The sequence below is a fragment of the Chryseobacterium sp. 22458 genome, from assembly GCF_052044975.1.
In the GTDB taxonomy this organism is placed as follows: domain Bacteria; phylum Bacteroidota; class Bacteroidia; order Flavobacteriales; family Weeksellaceae; genus Chryseobacterium.
The window spans coordinates 420,075-436,445 of record NZ_JBQEOA010000002.1; the positions used below are offsets into that span (position 1 = coordinate 420,075).

The following is a 16,371-nucleotide window of genomic DNA, read 5'->3' on the forward strand; positions in this document are numbered from 1 at the left end:
TATTTGCTCAATAAAAAACCATCCCGGATCTTACAGGATGGTTTGAAAATATAATAAACTGTTATTTTATGATTTCAGCATCAATGACTTGGGTGCCCTTATATTTTTGTTCAGCTTCCCAGAGTAAAAATTTGTCTACCTCTTTAATGAGTTTTGGAATCGTGAGTGACAATACTGCCAGATCGTCCATTACTCCAAGTACCGGGATAGCAAATTCAGGAAGCAGGTCGATAGGGGAGATGACATACAGAATTCCCAGCAGAGGAAGAATAATGTCTATGGATTTCATTGGGTAAATGCCTTTTCTCCACATTTTGACCATTCTGAAAATATCAGGGATTTTTTTTACAAAGCCCTTGTGACTGATCGCTTCTTTTGCAAGATTTAATTTTGAATATTTCATTTTGTGCTTGGATTTAAATAAATTTTTCAACGCTATAAATTTCACAAATCCTGTACCAACAAATTATAAAATTTAGTTAAAAAAACTATTTGATAATATTGTCAATAAACTGGTGCACAGTCTCTGAGTCCCAATCCTTTGATGCATCTTCCTTGATCAGGATTCTTCCGTTTTTGTCCAGAAGAAAAGTAGTAGGGAAAACCTTAGGAAGAATTTTTTCAGAAATAGGGCTCTGTGCAATATAAACAGGAACCGTATAATTATTTTCCTTCAGAAATTTTCTTACGTCTTCTTCCTTATCATTCATGGCGATCAGTACAAAATCTACATGTTCTTTTCTTGAATCATAAAGTTTCTGAATAGATGGCCACTCTTTTCTGCACGGTGGGCACCAGGTTCCCCAGAAGTTCAGGAAAACAGCTTTATTCTTAAAATTCTTCAGATTGGTACTTGGCGCATTGATCCCTTTAAGCTCAACGTCGTAATCCTCTTCACCTACATGAACTGCTTTTTCAATGGTGGCGACAGGGAAAAACGTGTCCTTCACAAAATTTCTTATTCCCGGAACAAAAGCAATAATACCGATAACAACAATCAGTACAAGAAAAATAATGTTTTTTTTCATATCTCTTTTTTACAGCAGATCTAAAATTTCCTGAACAGCATCTTTTCCTCTGTTCTTGGCATAATATATCTGCAGATCATTGTAGAAACTGTCTTTCGGATAAGCTTCAGGATCTGCTTTATATTTCATTAAAAGCTCATATCCGTACTTAGGACGAGGTCCCCATGAATTTTTTACGTTAAACTCATTATCCAGAATCAAAACCTTAGGAATAGATTCTGTACCATTGGTCAGAAACTGATTGATCAGACTTTTATCACTGTCTCTCAGAAAAACTTTCACCTCATTATGGCCTTCAAAAAACCGGAACAATGCCGGAACAGTAGCACTGGCATCACCGCACCATGCTTCGGAAATGATTAAGATCTTTCCGTCGAAATTTTTAGCAGCCAGTTCTTTCAGCTGGTCTTCATCCGGAACGTATTTTTTCACCGTTCTGTCCATTCTCTGAAGCCCGAGCTCATAATATTGTTTAAATTCAGCCTCCTGTTCGTTGGCTGGATTTTCTAATCTTTCTTTTGCAATCTGAAGGTATTCTTCGAAAGAAATTCCTTTATCCCAGTAATTTTTCATTACCAAAAATATTTATATTAAAAATTATTGATGTTTCTTGTTTTATTGATCAGAAAAAGATCTGCCAATACAAATGCAGCAAGGGCTTCCACAACAGGCACAGCTCGTGGAACAACGCAAGGATCATGACGTCCTTTGCCTTCTACCACAACAGGATTTCCATCTTTGTCGATACTGTCCTGAGGTCTCAGAATCGTTGCCACAGGTTTGAATGCTACACGGAAATAAATATCCATTCCGTTGGAAATTCCGCCCTGAATTCCTCCTGAAAGGTTCGATTTTGTAGTAAAATCTGTATTGAAAGCATCATTATGCTCTTTTCCTGTCATTTTCGCACCGCAGAAGCCGCTTCCGTATTCAAAACCCTTGCAGGCATTGATGTTTAGCATTGCTTTGGCCAATTCAGCCTGAAGTTTTGAAAATATCGGCTCTCCGATTCCTACAGGAACATTTTTGATCACGCAGGTAATGGTTCCGCCAATGGTATTGCCTTCTTTTTTGATCTCTTTAATTCTGGAGATCATTTTTTCAGCTGTTTCAGCATCCGGACAACGTACATCATTCGTTTCAGTTTTAGAAAAATCCAAAGCCTGATAAGGTTTTTCACAGAAAATATCACCTACGGAAGAAACATAAGCATTGATCTCAATATCCGGTAAAAGTTGCTTGGCAAAAGCTCCGGCAACAACCCAGTTCATGGTTTCCCTTGCAGAAGATTTCCCTCCGCCACGGTGATCCCTGAAACCAAATTTCTGATCATAAGTAAAATCAGCATGACTCGGACGATATGCTCCTGCAATATGGTCATAATCCTTTGATTTCTGATTTTCATTTTCAATGATAAAACCGATAGGGGTACCTGTTGTTTTTCCGTCAAAAATCCCGGAAAGAAACTTTACTGTGTCGCTTTCCTTTCTTTGAGTAACAATCGCAGACTGTCCCGGTTTTCTTCGGTTCAGTTCATATTGAACCTTATCGAGATCTACCGTTAAACCTGCCGGAAAATTATTGATGATACCGCCGTAAGCCACTCCGTGACTTTCTCCAAATGTTGTAAGACTAAGAAGATTACCTAATGTGTTGAACATAGTACAAAATTACCTTTTTTTCTTCACATAATAAAGTTTCTGGATTTGTTCTATTTATCAGTGTTTTTGATAATATGGATCACTTTTTCACCTTCCTTTTTGTGTTCTGAAGCCATCTTCTGCCAGATAAATCCTTTTCCTGGATCATTTTTGTCGATCAACTGGGGGAAAATTCCTGCATCCATATCATCAAAAATATAACCGGCGGAAATTGCGGGTAATGGAGTGTCAAAATTATAGGGATAATTTTCAGATACGTTGAATTTCAGATTTCCAATATTGAATGATTTGAACTTCCTGTACTCATATGTTGAGGGACGGTAGAGCTGTTCTTTTTTTAAACCGCCCATAAAGCCACCCACTCTGAAGCTGGGAATGTACGTTTGGATAATGCCTGGAAAAGATAATATTGAAATGATGATTAACCCAAGCCCGGAGAACACGGCTATTGATTTTTTTTTATCAAAATACTTGTAAAATAGCACAAAGAAAACGACGAAAAAAACATCTATGAAAAATCTGTACTGAGCTGAAAACATCAGAACAAGTATGCTTTTTATCAAAAGTGAAATACAGATAAAGGTGATGAGTTTTCTTTTTTTGATCCAGGCAAATACTGAAAATAAAATAAGGCTGGCAATAAAAAGAATATTGATTTTGGATTTGATGCCTGGTAATGTAAACCAGTTTTTAATATAATCAAATGTTGAAAACCTTTGAATTTCCTCATAAGTATATTGCATATCATAGGTTTTCATGATGGCATATTGTGAAGAAATTTTTAATACTTCCGGATTGGGTTTCCAGAAGATATCAGGACCCGCAATGGCTACCGGGAAAACAGGATACCCGAATGTCCAGATATTTTTAACGAAGAATATAATAAGAACAGATATTCCAAATAGGAGTTTCCTGAAATTTGATCTAAGAATACAAATGCTATACAGAAAAATAAACACCGGTAGCCACATCATAGTGGGCTTTATGGCAAAAACAAAGACGGAAAATGCAAAAAGGAGAGAGGTATTTTTATTTCCCGCTATAGCTTCATTTAAAATAATCAAAGAGAAAATAATGACCGGGAGATCAGGGCTCGGAGATTGTGAGAATAAAAACAGGATTGGCAAAAAACACAGATGTATCCAGTGTTTCTTTTCAATACTGTAAAGAGTATAGAAAATCAGTAAAACTGTATTGATTCTTAAGAAAGGATCAGAAAAATTTGAAAGTCCGGACTGAAAAATATGCCAGAGAGACATTTGTCCCAATGTAAAATCCAGATTAGATATTCCTTTGACCATTCCATATTCTGTAAGCCATTTGATTGTGGGTACATAATACCCGAAATGATCTAATATATAAGGGTGAAAAGAGCCTGCAAATAAAATAATAAAGGAAACAATACTTATCAGCAAACAGTCTTTTTTTGAAAATCTGTACAGATCCTGATAGAGTTTATATTTAAAAAAACAGAACAGCCCCATCAAAACTGTAGGTGCTTCAATATACATATTCAATGGTGCAAAAAATGCAATCGTTGTCCATAGGAGACTGATGAGCAGTATTCCGGAAAATATTTTTCCTGAAATTCCTCCGAACAAACTTCCTGAAACCGTTTCCATGATCTTTCCCCAGCCCATTAAGACAGGAATAATAAAAACAGAAGAAAGGAGGATTAGTATCATAAAAAAAGATTGCTTAAAAATAAGCAATCTTTATATTTTATATCGAAAATATTATCTTGGTTGTACCCGTCCGTCTTTTCTGTCCTGAGATCTACCAATGGTATATCCTGTTGCACCTCCTACAACACCTCCTATGACGGCACCAAGTCCTCTGTTTTTCTTAGCAATGATTGCTCCGGCGGCAGCACCACCTACGGCTCCAATGATGGTTCCTTTAGCAGCCTTACTCATTCCTTTTTTCTGAGTAGTTCCCTGCGAAGCACTTCCATTGTCAGCATATCCTCCGTTGCTGCTTCCTGAGCCGGAACCTGAGTTTCTGTCTCTGTATACCGTTCTTGTTTCTCTTATAACCTGTGGTTTTGAATTATTTGCTGCTGCAGTTTTTGCTTTTTTGCTTTCTGATATACTGTCTGCTTTTTTCTGAGCTTCATACACCAGTTTTTCTTTCTCGATAGCCAGTTTTTGCTTTTCTATTTCAAGTTGTCTTGCCTGGAATTCAAGCTTTTGTGCCTCAAGCGATTTTTCTGCTATCGCATCATCTTTCTTGCAGGCCGTCATTAAAAAAACGGATAAAAATCCTGCTAATACTATCTTTTTCATAATTCAAATTTTAATAAGCTTAAGCCAAAACGGCTTTAGTTTTAGTTTTATTTTCAATTATGAAGCCAAATTTTAGTTAATGAATGTTAAAGTTGATAATATAATAAACTATGAATGATAATTTCTGATAAATTTTCTACTATTGAAGGGAGTTTCCAATAATTAGCGCATATGGTTTGCGTTTCTGTTTTTTGATGTGATTTTTTGGAGTAATTGTAAAATATAGTTAATCAATAATTTTTGTTGAATTCATTTGAGTTACCTATTTTTGAAATACTAAATTACTTTACATATGAAAAAATCAATTTTTACAGTATCAGCTGTTATAGGATTATTGGCTGTTACAACTTCGTTTTCTTCTACAGATGTAGTAGAAGTTCCATCTAAAGACCGCACGGAAGTATCTCATAAAGATGCAAAAACGAAAACCTATCCGGTTCGTTATGGTCTTCTTGCAAAAAACGGAACAAAAATCCTTTCCGGGTCAGGTTATGACCTTGGTGGCTTTGTTGCAGAAAATACGGTTACAGGAGAGCAGTATTTCAGTATCGGTTATCAGCCTGTACTTCCTCAATATTCAGAAGACGATCTTCCTGAAGGAACTTATACTTTTTCCGGGATTCAGGGACAAGGTGGCTGGGTAGGTTATGGAACAGTTGTTGCTACTGTTTCTGATGATAATGTTGATGCTGACGGATACATTACAATATATGTTCCGATTGCATGGGAAGAATAAGTTTGTGAAAACAAAATATTTACCTAACTTTACAAAATCTCAAAAAGAGACATTGATTTAAATAGTGATAATTGCTGTAATTCTGTAACAAGAGGAAAGTAATTATTATATAACAATATTCTGTTTGGATTTTTCTAAATAGATTTTTTTCATCATTTGTGTTTTTTAGGCCTCCGTAAGGAGGTCGTTTCTTTTAAAAGGTATTTACGGGTCTGAAATAATTCCAGAATGTCAGATATCTTTTGATATCAGAATTACTCCGAAACAGAATTTGTTTTAAAATATGATTACACTCATAAAATAAAAAGGATGAGTGGCCTAAATTTGGAAATAGATTAAGGGATAAAATAATTTTTATTTCTGATATAAAATTTTTTTTCATCATTTGTGTTTTTTGAGGCCTCCTTCCGGAGGCTTTTTCATATTATAGATCTTCAGTACCTGGTATCTATACATCAAACAATATTCTGCCATTGAATGGAGAATCCCAAATGATGAATATCTGATCATTGAGTTTCCTTAAAGGTGACTGAACGATCTCATATTCCCCTTTTTCATTTAATCTTTCTACAATAAGATTAGATCCTTTACCTACTTCATTTACCTTAAAACCCAGCTGATATTCTTTTTCATTGTTTTGGACGAAATCTTCTTTGCTAAAAGTTTTTTGTGCCATGATATTAAATTTTGTGGATTAGATTAAATAAAGAATAAATTATGCCAATTTCTATATTTTACTTTTATAATTATTGTTTTTAAGCTGTAAAAGAATTTTTTATTTAGCTATGTGAATTTTATTTTAATTAAAAATGAATTATTTTATTTCTATAGATTCTGATGAGTCTTTGGTTTTATTTGAATTAATTATAAATAATTATGATCCTGTTTTTAAAAATACAATAAAATTGAAATAAAATAACTAAATGATAAAAAAACAATCTTTAATCATAAGTTAATTTTTTTTCTGAAAATTATCATTCTTGGCACGATTTTTCAATGTAGTTATGTAACTCATGTTTAATTTGAGTTTTCATGGTTATTAGTTTTTATCCTCGGAATTTCCGAGGATTTTTTTTGTCTTATATGACGTAGCTCATAAACTCATGCTGGACCATTCTTTTATCTTTAAATAAGATAATTTTCTATCCATCATTACTTTTTACATTATTTATCAGGCTCTTTGCTGAATGTGAAGAGCTTATTTTATGTCAATTGTAATGAAAAGAAAATGTGTTGTATAATAAAATTTTATATTTTAGGCTTATCAAATTATAAAATCAACAACTATGAAAAATGTAAAGAAAATTTCAAGAGAAAATTTGAAAGCCATCAAAGGAGGTTTGAAGTATTGTAATGATGAGCTGCCTTGTGGTGAAGGGTGGTGTTGTGCAGGGCGCACGTGCAGACCTATTGATTCTTCTTATTGTCAGTTTTAAACTTTAAATGAGAAATCGTAGCTCCTGCTAGCGGGAACTGTTTTCATAAAATGATTTCGGATATTTTATTTTAAACAGAAAATAAAAAAAAACCTCTAAAATAAATTAGAGGTTTTTTCTGAGGTACCTAGCGGATTCGAACCGCTGTAGATGGTGTTGCAGACCACTGCCTAGCCGCTCGGCCAAAGTACCATTTTTACCATTTTTGAGGTGTGCAAATATAGTAAAAATTCTTTTTGAACAAAAATTTTTAAGCAATTTCTTTTGCTCCAAGATCGTCTATTTCGCTTTTGGCTTGAGTTTCAGCGATATATTTTTTAAGGTTTACCACTCTGGTTTCGCTCCAACTGTCATGCCATCCGTTTTCACCTAAAAAAGAAAGGGCATCAAAAGGAACAATTCTTGAAATATTCCGTATGAAATAATCCTTCATTGTAGGCTCAGTACCATCAATGCAAATAACTTTAGTTCCGGTAATATACTTTCCTATGGATCTTCCTTTGGTAAGGAATTCTATACAAAAAGTAAATATAAAATAAACCAGCGAGGTGATCAGGATATCAGTAATTCTGTTTACCTGTGACAATTTTCGGATTATATTTACGAAAATGTCAATGTTTGCCAATTCATACAATAAAGATGAAATAAATCCGGCGGCAAAAAAGATAAGCGTAATAATAAATCTATCAATAATAAAATTAGCGAATCTTGTTCCCTTTGAGGATCTGTTTCGATCTACAACTACTAAATATTTTCTCATGGTTTTAGGTATTAGTTTTTTTAGATATAATTTTAAAATCCGTTGACAAGCAATTTTAATGAGGCATTGGTATCAATTACTGCGGTGATGCCTGTATTGCTGAGTAGAATTTTACTTGGTTTAAGATTGAATACTTTTCCGTTCATCTTTAATCCTTTATAGTATTCTTTATTGAAAGCTTCTTCAATGCTCTTTCTGGAAGTTTCTTCCAGTTCCTGAGTGGGAATGCCATATTCTTCTTCAATCATTTTTACAATCTTGCCCTGGAAAAGAACAGAAGCCGTTTTATAAAGGATATTGGTTGTTTTCAGTTTAAATTTGGTTTCTGATAAGACAATTTTTCTCTTCGTTTCATCATATACAGGAATCCCTGAAATGATAGAGGTGCCTTTGATGTAACCGTCTGTCTGAGCTTCAATAACAACTCTGTTATCGAGACCGTAAACCCTGATGTCAGTTACTTTCACCTTAGAATCCCGGATATCAAATTCTTTATTTAAAAAAGTTTTTCTGGCCATGCTGCTGGCTTCAGTGAAAGGGATATTGGCCGTAGTCTGTAAAATAAATTTATCTGCAACCGTAGGGCTGAAATTAAAATTAGCAACAGACGTTACCGGTGAAGAAGCTGCCGGTTTACTTCCGGTAAAGGTTTCTGAGTAAATGTCAACTCCCAGAGTGGCATTGATCTGGTTTCCGTAGAATTTTAAAGGAGTGATATTAACTCCAACAGGGCTCACCTTCAGCCAGGTATTGTATTCTTCTGAAATATTGAATGGCTGCAGGAACGTATTCCAGGCCATTAATGCATATTGCTGAAAGTTCAATTGAGTAGCCATCTGCTGGTCTATGGTTTTACAGAATTTTTCCTGTTGTTCTTTTAAGCTCTTTTCAACGATGGAGGTAATAGGAATCTGGATTCTTCCATAGTCAAGAACGGGTTTCGTAACCCATCTAAAACCGTTGGGCCGGGTATTGGTCGCAATAGTCCAGTTATTTTTAAAAGTAACGGTTGTATTGAAGGACATTACTGTTTCGAAGGTGGTATTCTGATAGGTATATACTCCCAAAGTACCAATTCCTTTTTCTGCCCATATTTTTAAAGGAACTTCAATCAGTAGATTCTGGCTGGTTCCTCCTACCAGACGGATCGGTCTTGTTTTCCAAACTTTTACTTTAAACTGATCATTATTGTTATCCGTATAAGAATCATCCTGATAGACCAGATCTTTTACAGAAGCATTGATCATATTACTTAGTTCCGAAAGAGGAATGGTAACCGGCATTGTAATGCTGGATCTGATCTTTGGAAAATTATAGCCGGCCAATTGATTGTCAACACCGGTCTGGCCAAAAGCATTGATAAAGACTACTAAAAATAATAATTTAACAAGTTTCAATTTTTATGTTTTTTATGAATGGAAAGGTAAGGATTTTAATTTTGAGGTTTGAAGCTTTTTTCCAGCTCTATACTGGCGCCCTTCATTTCCCCCTGCATGGGTGGAGCAGTTTTGGTAATTTTCAGTTTTATATAATCGATCTGTGGAAAACTGTCATGAATTTTAGTCATAATTCTTCCCGCTACATGTTCCAGAAGTTTAGATTTTATCTTCATTTCATTGTGCAGGATATCATTGATGTCTGCATAACTTATTGTGTCATGCAGATCATCAGATTCGGCAGCCTTCCACAGGTCGGTATGAAGTTCTGCATTAAGAATATAATAGGTACCGATAATGTTCTCTTCGGGAAGAACGCCATGGTAAGCATATATTTTTACATCTTCAAGATATATTTTGCTCATTGTTTCAAATTTTATGAAGCAAAAATCGTTTTAATTCTTCAAAATCTGAATTTATTTCAACAGTTTTTTTCTCCTTTTTCATCAGCTCGTTCAGAGATCCGGGAATTTGTATGGAGGTATGGATGACTTTTTCCACAGCATCAGGGAATTTTACAGGGTGTGCAGTCCCCAGGATAAATCCTTTTTTTCCTGGATTTTCTTCCAGATATTTCTCAAGGGAAGCAAATGCTACAGCTGTATGAGGATCAAGGAGATAGTTATACTTTTGATATACTTTGGTAATGGTATTTATGGTTTCCTTATCATTGACGGAGTAGGCAGATACTGTATTTTTTAAAGAATCAAACTGATTTCCGAAGAGTTCCAGAATTCGTACAAAATTGCTTGGATTTCCTACATCCATTGCATTCGATAGGGTAGGCACTGCTTGATGTGGCTCAAATTTCTGTGTTTTCAGATAGTCAGGAATGACATGATTATCATTACATGCTGCGATGAAGTGGTCTGCAGGCATCCCTCTGAAATGAGCTAGAAGTCCGGCACAGATATTTCCGAAATTTCCACTTGGCACACAGATGACAGGATGCTCCTTATGCTGTTGAATCCATTGTTTCAAAGCTATTAAATAATAAATCTGTTGGGGAAGCCATCTTGCAATGTTGATAGAATTGGCAGACGTCAGAAATAGCTGACTGTTGATTTCTTGATCTGAAAAAGCCTGCTTGACAAGATTCTGACAATCGTCAAAACTTCCATTTACTTCTATAGCCGAAATATTTTCACCTAATGCCGTCAATTGTTTCTCCTGCACCGGACTTACCCTGTTTTTAGGATATAAAATAACTACATTAATCTGCGGAATTTTATAAAATCCATGGGCAACAGCACCTCCGGTATCACCTGAAGTAGCGACAAGAACGGTTACTTTTTTCTGCTGATCTTTCAGAAAATAAGACAGGCAACGGCTCATAAATCTCGCACCAATATCTTTAAAAGCTAGAGTAGGACCATGAAACAGCTCTAGTACGGATATCTGCTCATTAATTTTTACTAAAGGAATCTCAAAACTTACGGTTTCTGCTACAATTTCTTTAAGTATTTCCGAAGGAATTTCATCTCCTACAAAATCTTTCATGCATTGGTAAGCAATTTCTTCATTGGAACATTGAGGAAGATTTTGAATAAATTCTTCATTAAACTGGGGAATGTTTTCAGGAAAGAACAATCCTTTTTCTTTTCCCTGCCCTTTTATTGTCGCATTTTTGAAATCAATTTTTTCCTGATGGTCTTTTAAATTATAGTATATCATTTTTTGTTGTATTGGTAAAGTTTATATTTAAGCTTCTTCGACAATCTGAATTCCCGAAGGGTTTATTTTGGAAACATAGACAAAGCTTTCGATGCCGATGCTGTCATAGGCTGATTTCATCATCTGTGAAATTTTTTCTGCGGTTTCTTTTTTCTCGGTTAGCATGAAAATAGAAGGACCGGACCCTGATATTCCTCCTCCCAAAGCTCCCATTTCAAGGCTTTTCTGTTTAATTTCGTCAAACTTCGGAATCAGAATGCTGCGGACAGGTTCTATGATAACATCATGAAGACTTCTGCCTATCAGTGAAAGATCATTTTTCTGAATTCCGGCAACCAGTCCTGCAATATTTCCCCACTGTTCCACAGCGCTTTTCAAAGAAATATTTTTCTTTAGGATCTGTCTGGCATCTGAAGTTTTCACTTCCACCTGAGGATGCACGGCAGCTACAAAGAGTTCAGGAGCATTCAAGGGAATAATATCAACAGGATCAGCCGATTTTACCAAAGTGATTCCTCCGTAAAGACATGGAGCAATATTGTCTGCATGACGGACCCCGGAAGCAAGCTCTTCTCCAAACATGGCAAAATGAACCATCTCATCTTTTGACAAAATGTTTTTTAATAAGAGATTAGCGCCAAAGGCGGCTCCGGCGGCGCTTGCCGCACTGGAGCCGAGCCCGCTTCCCGGTTTTATATGTTTCCGGATCGTTACTTCAAAACCATGAGTTAGTTTAAGGTGTTCCTGAATCTTTAACAATACAATACCTGCAACATTTTTGGCGGCTTCTTCGGGAAGTCCAAAGGAGTCAGTATGTTTTATAATGATTTCAGGAGTTTCTAATAATCTGAATTCCATTTCATCATATGGATCATGGACTGCCATTCCCAAAATATCGAATCCACACACCAGGTTAGCTACAGTGGCTGGTACTTTTAATTTTACTTTTTTCATATATTGTATTTTTTTAAATTGAACGGATAATATCTGCAAAAACTCCACTGGCGGTTACCTCAGCTCCGGCTCCGGCTCCTTTTACTACCAAAGGCTGTTCGGAATATCTCATGGTTTTAAAAATGACAATATTGTCTTTGCCGTAAAGATGGTAAAGATCACTGTCAGGAGGTACATGCTGCAATCCTACTTTTGCCTTTCCATCTTTGAATTCTGCGGTATATTTTAATATTTTACCCTCCTGTTGAGCATTACTAAAAAGGTTTTTAAAATGATCCTCATACTGAGTCAGCTTTTCATAAAAATCTTGTACGCTTCCCTGCATGCATTCTTCCGGCAGAAAACCGATATTCTCAATATCTTTAAACTGTAGCGGATATCCTGCTTCACGGGCCAGGATTAGGATTTTTCTTGCCACATCAGTTCCTGAGAGGTCAAGTCTGGGATCCGGTTCTGTATATCCTTCTTTTTGTGCCTGTGCCACTACTTCAGAGAATGTTCTGCTGCCGTCATAATGGTTGAAAACAAAATTTAAAGTTCCGCTCAGTACTGCCTGGATAGAACTGATTTTGTCACCGCTTTTGATCAGGTCACTGATGGTTCCTATAACCGGAAGTCCTGCTCCTACATTGGTTTCAAAATAGAAACTGCAGTTGTGGTTTCTGGCTGTATTTTTCAATGTTTTATACTCTTCAAAATCTGATGAAGCTGCTATTTTGTTGCAGGCTACGATATTAATGCTCCTTTCTAATAAGCTTTGGTAAACCTTCGGAACTTCGGGGCTTGCTGTCACATCAACAAACACGGAATTTCTTAAGTTCCTGGATAGAATCTCACCTGCAAAATCCCGGACAGATGCTTTTGTGGCCTTATCGTTCCAGCTGAGGTAGTTTTCGTAAGAAATCCCCTGATCTGAAAAAAGCATATTACGACTGTTGGAGATCCCTGCAATTCTCAGGTTAATTGAAAAGTTTTCCTGCAGGTAAGCATTCTGGTCGTAAATCTGCCGGATAAGTTTTGAGCCTACATTTCCGGTTCCGCAGAGGTAAAGATGAATTTGCTTTATTTCCGATTCAAAAAATTCTTCATGAAGTACATTCACTGCTTTCTTGCTGTCTTTTTCTGTGATCACAATACTGATATTCCTTTCTGAAGAGCCTTGTGCAATAGCTCTTATATTGATACCGTTATTTCCGAGACAACTGAACATTCTGGCACTTACACCACTTCTACTTTTCATATTTTCTCCTACAAGAGCTACAATAGAAAGTCCGGTTTCAATTTTTACAGCATACACCCTTTTCATATTGATATCATCGGCAAATGCTGAATTGATGGCGCTTTCTGCATGGAAAATTTCTTTTTCATGAATGGCAATTGTTATGGAATGTTCCGAGGAGCCTTGTGTAATAAGAATGACATTGATTTTTTCCTGGCTGAGACAATGGAATAACCTGGCAGAAATTCCCGGAATGCCTACCATGCCGCTACCTTCTAAAGTAAGCAGTGCAATCCGGCTCATATTAGAAACTCCTACTGCTACCTGCTGTTTTTCACTTTCTGATACTTTAGGATGATGGGAGATTAAAGTTCCCGAAGCTTCAGGAGCAAATGTATTTTTTATAATAAGATCAATATTCTTTACCATCACAGGCTGAATGGATGGCGGATAGAGTACTTTGGCTCCAAAATGAGACAGTTCCATTGCTTCATGATAAGATATCTCTGCAATAGATTTGGCATTGGATGCAAGACGAGGGTCTGCGGTCATCATTCCGCTTACGTCTGTCCAGATCTGTAATTCTTTTGCATCAATAGCTGCAGCAATGATAGAGGCTGTGTAATCAGAACCACCTCTTCCCAGTGTTGTTGGGTTGTTCTTCTGATCACTGGCAATGAATCCCGGTCCGATAATGACAGCATTCTGATGTTCACTAAGGTAGTTTTTTACATTATTTTCGGTGATGGGGAAATCTACTTTGGCATTTGTAAAGTTACTGTCTGTTTTGATGAGGTCTGCAGAGTTCATCCATAAACAGTCCAGTTCTTCATGCTGAAGTCTTGCTGCAATGATGCTGGAAGAAAGAAATTCTCCATAGGAAGTAATTCTGTCCTTTATTTTATCTGTCAGTTCGCCCAGCACAAAAATACCATTGCAGATGTCTTCAATATCATTGAAATGTTTTTTAACAAAGCTTAGCCATGAACTTTGTGCCAGAACCGGGACCAGTTCTTTTACGAGATTAATGTGTTTTTCTTCAAGAGTTTTGATGATCTGAAGATAAGTTTCATCTTTCGCAGAAGCACATTCTGCCCCTTTGATCAGATGATCGGTAACGCCGTGAAGTGCAGATACGATGACAACAATCCGGTCTTTCTGTGATTCTTCTTTTATAATTTTTTCTACAAGAATGATATTTTGAACATTGGCGACTGATGTTCCGCCGAATTTTAAGATTTTCATCAATTATTTATTTGAGGTTAGGTAAAATGAAATAGTTACTCTTCAAAAAAAAGAGTACAGGGTACCGAAATAATATGTGAAAATTTACCCCGTTATGGGGTAGTTGTTGTAGTTGTTGTGAATGTAGAAACGGAAGATACTCCTGAAATAGGTGATTTCAGGATAGAAATATCAGATATGTTTCTAAATAAACTCATTGTAACGGAACAAATGTACAAATTTTTTTGAAACAGCCAGGTTTTCTTCAAAATTAAATAATTAAAAATCAATTATCTGTCTCGAATTGGGTGTTTTGCTTTTCAATTAATATAGGGTTATACGGTTTAATACTGTTTGATGAATGGTGTTTTTATAATGTTTACTATCATATTATTTCTAATTCTTATGATTGTGATTAATTTTTGCATACCATAAAATGTTTTATTATATTTATAAGATAAACTAAATCAGAATATTATGAAAAATTTAAAAAAACTAAACAGAGAAAGTTTAAGAGCCGTTATGGGGGGTACAATGGACAGCTGTGCTGTTGATCTTGACTGCGGGCCAAAAGGATGTGCGGTATGTACAGATTTGAAAGGGCGTAAAGTTTGTCTTTATTTTTATCCTTACGATCCGTCTGTTCCGGGGAGCTGTATGGTTCTTGAAAGCTAGAAAGCAACGATTGATCATGGTGGCTCAGTGTCTGAGATTTAATATAAGGAAGCACTGTTTTTGACGGTGCTTCTTAATTATTTCTATTGATTGTGATTAATTTTATACTTTAGAAGAAATATTTTAATATATTTATAAGGTTAACTAAATCAAAACATTATGAAAAAATCAAAGAAATTAAACAGAGAAAATTTAAAATCGATTAATGGTGGCAATGACATTAATGATTGTTTTGAATATTGTCCTGCCGGACCTTACGGACCAGGTCAGCCGAGATCATGTGCCGATTATCATGCTTTACCTGAATGCTGCAAAATGAGGGTTTTGGTAAGTTATGAGTGCTTTGACCCTCGTTGAAGAAAAACAATAGAAAATTAAACCTATTATCATCTTTAAATCAATAGATCATGAAAGCAACAATTAAAAAATTATCAAGAGAGGAAAAGAAAAGTATCGGTGGCGGTTTTACTGCTATTCAGATTGAAGCTTGCGGCGGTGAACAATTTGTATGCTTCCGTCCAGGTGGATGGGGCTGCTGGCTGAAACCGGGAGGAACCTGCTATGCGCCGATGTTGTAATCAGTATGAAAATAAATCAAATAAACTTAACAATATGAGAAAATTATCAAGAACAAAATTAAAAGATATTAAAGGTAAGGGAATGGCAGGATGCGCAGGATGCCCAACAACCGGAAACTATGGAGACGGCCCTGAATATACCCATAACTGCTGGAACTATTGGAGTTTACCGACTAACTGCAGAAACTGTGTAGACGTAAGCGCAGATTGCTATGGCCCTGATTATTCTGACTTTTATAACTAAAAAATCAATTTACATTAAAACGACTATGAAAAATTTAAAGAAATTAAACAGAAAAGAACTTCAAACACTGCAAGGAGCAGGCTCGGCCACATGTACAGGATGTCCTAAGAATACAACGTACGGAAACAATCCTGGCGATGCTCCCTGCGAGGCTTTTCAGATGCTTCCTGATCGTTGTAAAATGTGCGTGATTGTTGATATGTCATGTATGAGCGGAGGTGTGTCTTAGAATATGATCTGTTTAAAACAATAAAAAGCACTGTGAAAACAGTGCTTTTTATTGTTTTTATTAACAGTTGTCTGGAATGTACATTCCTCTTGGTACGCAGATTAATTCTCCATTGCAGCCTAAGCCGCAGGTTTCATGTATTTCACAGTTTAAGTTACAGGTATAACTGCCTCCGTTTACATTTTTAAGACTTCTTCTGTCTAATTTTTTTAGATTTTTCATATTTATTATT

General features: G+C 35.9%; 21 protein-coding genes and 1 tRNA gene. 7 read left to right on the forward strand and 15 right to left on the reverse strand.

Annotated elements, in window-relative coordinates:
• Positions 1-61 precede the first annotated feature (61 nt).
• The 6 genes from ACTJJF_RS09190 to ACTJJF_RS09215 form a co-directional block, all read right to left on the reverse strand.
• Positions 62-403, reverse strand: a complete 342-nt coding sequence (locus tag ACTJJF_RS09190; protein WP_312298416.1) for a YkvA family protein — start codon at positions 401-403, stop codon at positions 62-64.
• A gap of 85 nt (positions 404-488) precedes the next feature.
• On the reverse strand, positions 489-1,028 hold the full coding sequence (locus tag ACTJJF_RS09195; protein ID WP_440699454.1) for a TlpA family protein disulfide reductase: 540 nt from the start codon (positions 1,026-1,028) through the stop codon (positions 489-491).
• A 9-nt stretch (positions 1,029-1,037) separates the two neighbouring features.
• Entirely contained in the window at positions 1,038-1,601 is a 564-nt protein-coding gene (locus tag ACTJJF_RS09200) for a thioredoxin family protein (RefSeq protein WP_312298413.1), read from the reverse strand.
• 17 nt (positions 1,602-1,618) lie between these two features.
• Positions 1,619-2,689, reverse strand: a complete 1,071-nt coding sequence (gene aroC / locus ACTJJF_RS09205; RefSeq protein ID WP_440699455.1) for a chorismate synthase — start codon at positions 2,687-2,689, stop codon at positions 1,619-1,621.
• Positions 2,690-2,739: 50 nt separating this feature from the next.
• The gene (locus tag ACTJJF_RS09210) at positions 2,740-4,374 is read right to left on the reverse strand and encodes an LIC_10190 family membrane protein (protein ID WP_440699456.1); all 1,635 of its coding nucleotides are present in this window, start codon (positions 4,372-4,374) and stop codon (positions 2,740-2,742) included.
• Positions 4,375-4,425: 51 nt separating this feature from the next.
• A complete protein-coding gene (locus tag ACTJJF_RS09215) occupies positions 4,426-4,974 on the reverse strand; it encodes a YMGG-like glycine zipper-containing protein (RefSeq protein WP_312298408.1) in 549 nt (182 codons plus the stop codon).
• Positions 4,975-5,266: 292 nt separating this feature from the next.
• Here ACTJJF_RS09215 and ACTJJF_RS09220 point away from each other — a divergent pair, with 292 nt between their 5' ends.
• Complete coding sequence (locus ACTJJF_RS09220; RefSeq protein WP_440699457.1) at positions 5,267-5,710, forward strand: hypothetical protein; 444 nt, start codon at positions 5,267-5,269, stop codon at positions 5,708-5,710.
• A gap of 448 nt (positions 5,711-6,158) precedes the next feature.
• On the opposite strand, the gene ACTJJF_RS09225 is transcribed toward ACTJJF_RS09220, so the two are convergent.
• Positions 6,159-6,386, reverse strand: a complete 228-nt coding sequence (locus ACTJJF_RS09225) for a glutathione synthase (protein WP_440699458.1) — start codon at positions 6,384-6,386, stop codon at positions 6,159-6,161.
• 610 nt (positions 6,387-6,996) lie between these two features.
• Here ACTJJF_RS09225 and ACTJJF_RS09230 point away from each other — a divergent pair.
• Positions 6,997-7,146 carry a bacteriocin-like protein gene (locus tag ACTJJF_RS09230; RefSeq protein ID WP_440699459.1) on the forward strand — a complete coding sequence of 50 codons (150 nt, stop codon included), beginning with the start codon at positions 6,997-6,999 and terminating at the stop codon, positions 7,144-7,146.
• A gap of 121 nt (positions 7,147-7,267) precedes the next feature.
• Here ACTJJF_RS09230 and ACTJJF_RS09235 read toward each other — a convergent pair.
• From ACTJJF_RS09235 to thrA, 7 genes are all read right to left on the reverse strand, one after another.
• Positions 7,268-7,338: transfer RNA gene (locus tag ACTJJF_RS09235), tRNA-Cys, on the reverse strand.
• A gap of 58 nt (positions 7,339-7,396) precedes the next feature.
• Complete coding sequence (locus ACTJJF_RS09240) at positions 7,397-7,906, reverse strand: RDD family protein (RefSeq protein ID WP_440699460.1); 510 nt, start codon at positions 7,904-7,906, stop codon at positions 7,397-7,399.
• Between the two features lie 32 nt (positions 7,907-7,938).
• Positions 7,939-9,303, reverse strand: coding sequence for a DUF4403 family protein (locus ACTJJF_RS09245; protein ID WP_440699461.1), 1,365 nt, complete (start codon positions 9,301-9,303; stop codon positions 7,939-7,941).
• A gap of 35 nt (positions 9,304-9,338) precedes the next feature.
• On the reverse strand, positions 9,339-9,707 hold the full coding sequence (gene folB, locus ACTJJF_RS09250) for a dihydroneopterin aldolase (protein ID WP_440699462.1): 369 nt from the start codon (positions 9,705-9,707) through the stop codon (positions 9,339-9,341).
• A gap of 4 nt (positions 9,708-9,711) precedes the next feature.
• On the reverse strand, positions 9,712-11,016 hold the full coding sequence (thrC, locus tag ACTJJF_RS09255; RefSeq protein ID WP_440699463.1) for a threonine synthase: 1,305 nt from the start codon (positions 11,014-11,016) through the stop codon (positions 9,712-9,714).
• A gap of 27 nt (positions 11,017-11,043) precedes the next feature.
• A complete protein-coding gene (locus tag ACTJJF_RS09260; protein WP_440699464.1) occupies positions 11,044-11,970 on the reverse strand; it encodes a homoserine kinase in 927 nt (308 codons plus the stop codon).
• Positions 11,971-11,983: 13 nt separating this feature from the next.
• Complete coding sequence (thrA, locus tag ACTJJF_RS09265; RefSeq protein WP_440699465.1) at positions 11,984-14,434, reverse strand: bifunctional aspartate kinase/homoserine dehydrogenase I; 2,451 nt, start codon at positions 14,432-14,434, stop codon at positions 11,984-11,986.
• 456 nt (positions 14,435-14,890) lie between these two features.
• Between thrA and ACTJJF_RS09270 the strand changes: the two genes are divergently transcribed.
• The 5 genes from ACTJJF_RS09270 to ACTJJF_RS09290 all read left to right on the forward strand — a co-directional run bounded on the left by ACTJJF_RS09270 (position 14,891) and on the right by ACTJJF_RS09290 (position 16,139).
• Positions 14,891-15,088 (forward strand): bacteriocin-like protein, encoded by a 198-nt coding sequence (locus tag ACTJJF_RS09270; protein WP_440699466.1) that lies wholly within the window; start codon positions 14,891-14,893, stop codon positions 15,086-15,088.
• A 159-nt stretch (positions 15,089-15,247) separates the two neighbouring features.
• The gene (locus ACTJJF_RS09275) at positions 15,248-15,445 is read left to right on the forward strand and encodes a bacteriocin-like protein (protein ID WP_409514635.1); all 198 of its coding nucleotides are present in this window, start codon (positions 15,248-15,250) and stop codon (positions 15,443-15,445) included.
• 50 nt (positions 15,446-15,495) lie between these two features.
• Positions 15,496-15,666: a hypothetical protein gene (locus tag ACTJJF_RS09280; protein WP_440699467.1), complete on the forward strand. Its 171-nt coding sequence runs from the start codon at positions 15,496-15,498 to the stop codon at positions 15,664-15,666.
• Between the two features lie 34 nt (positions 15,667-15,700).
• Positions 15,701-15,910: a hypothetical protein gene (locus ACTJJF_RS09285; protein ID WP_440699468.1), complete on the forward strand. Its 210-nt coding sequence runs from the start codon at positions 15,701-15,703 to the stop codon at positions 15,908-15,910.
• Positions 15,911-15,935: 25 nt separating this feature from the next.
• The gene (locus ACTJJF_RS09290) at positions 15,936-16,139 is read left to right on the forward strand and encodes a bacteriocin-like protein (RefSeq protein WP_312298390.1); all 204 of its coding nucleotides are present in this window, start codon (positions 15,936-15,938) and stop codon (positions 16,137-16,139) included.
• A gap of 60 nt (positions 16,140-16,199) precedes the next feature.
• Here ACTJJF_RS09290 and ACTJJF_RS09295 read toward each other — a convergent pair whose 3' ends face one another.
• A complete protein-coding gene (locus tag ACTJJF_RS09295; protein ID WP_409514634.1) occupies positions 16,200-16,361 on the reverse strand; it encodes a bacteriocin-like protein in 162 nt (53 codons plus the stop codon).
• Positions 16,362-16,371: the final 10 nt, after the last annotated feature.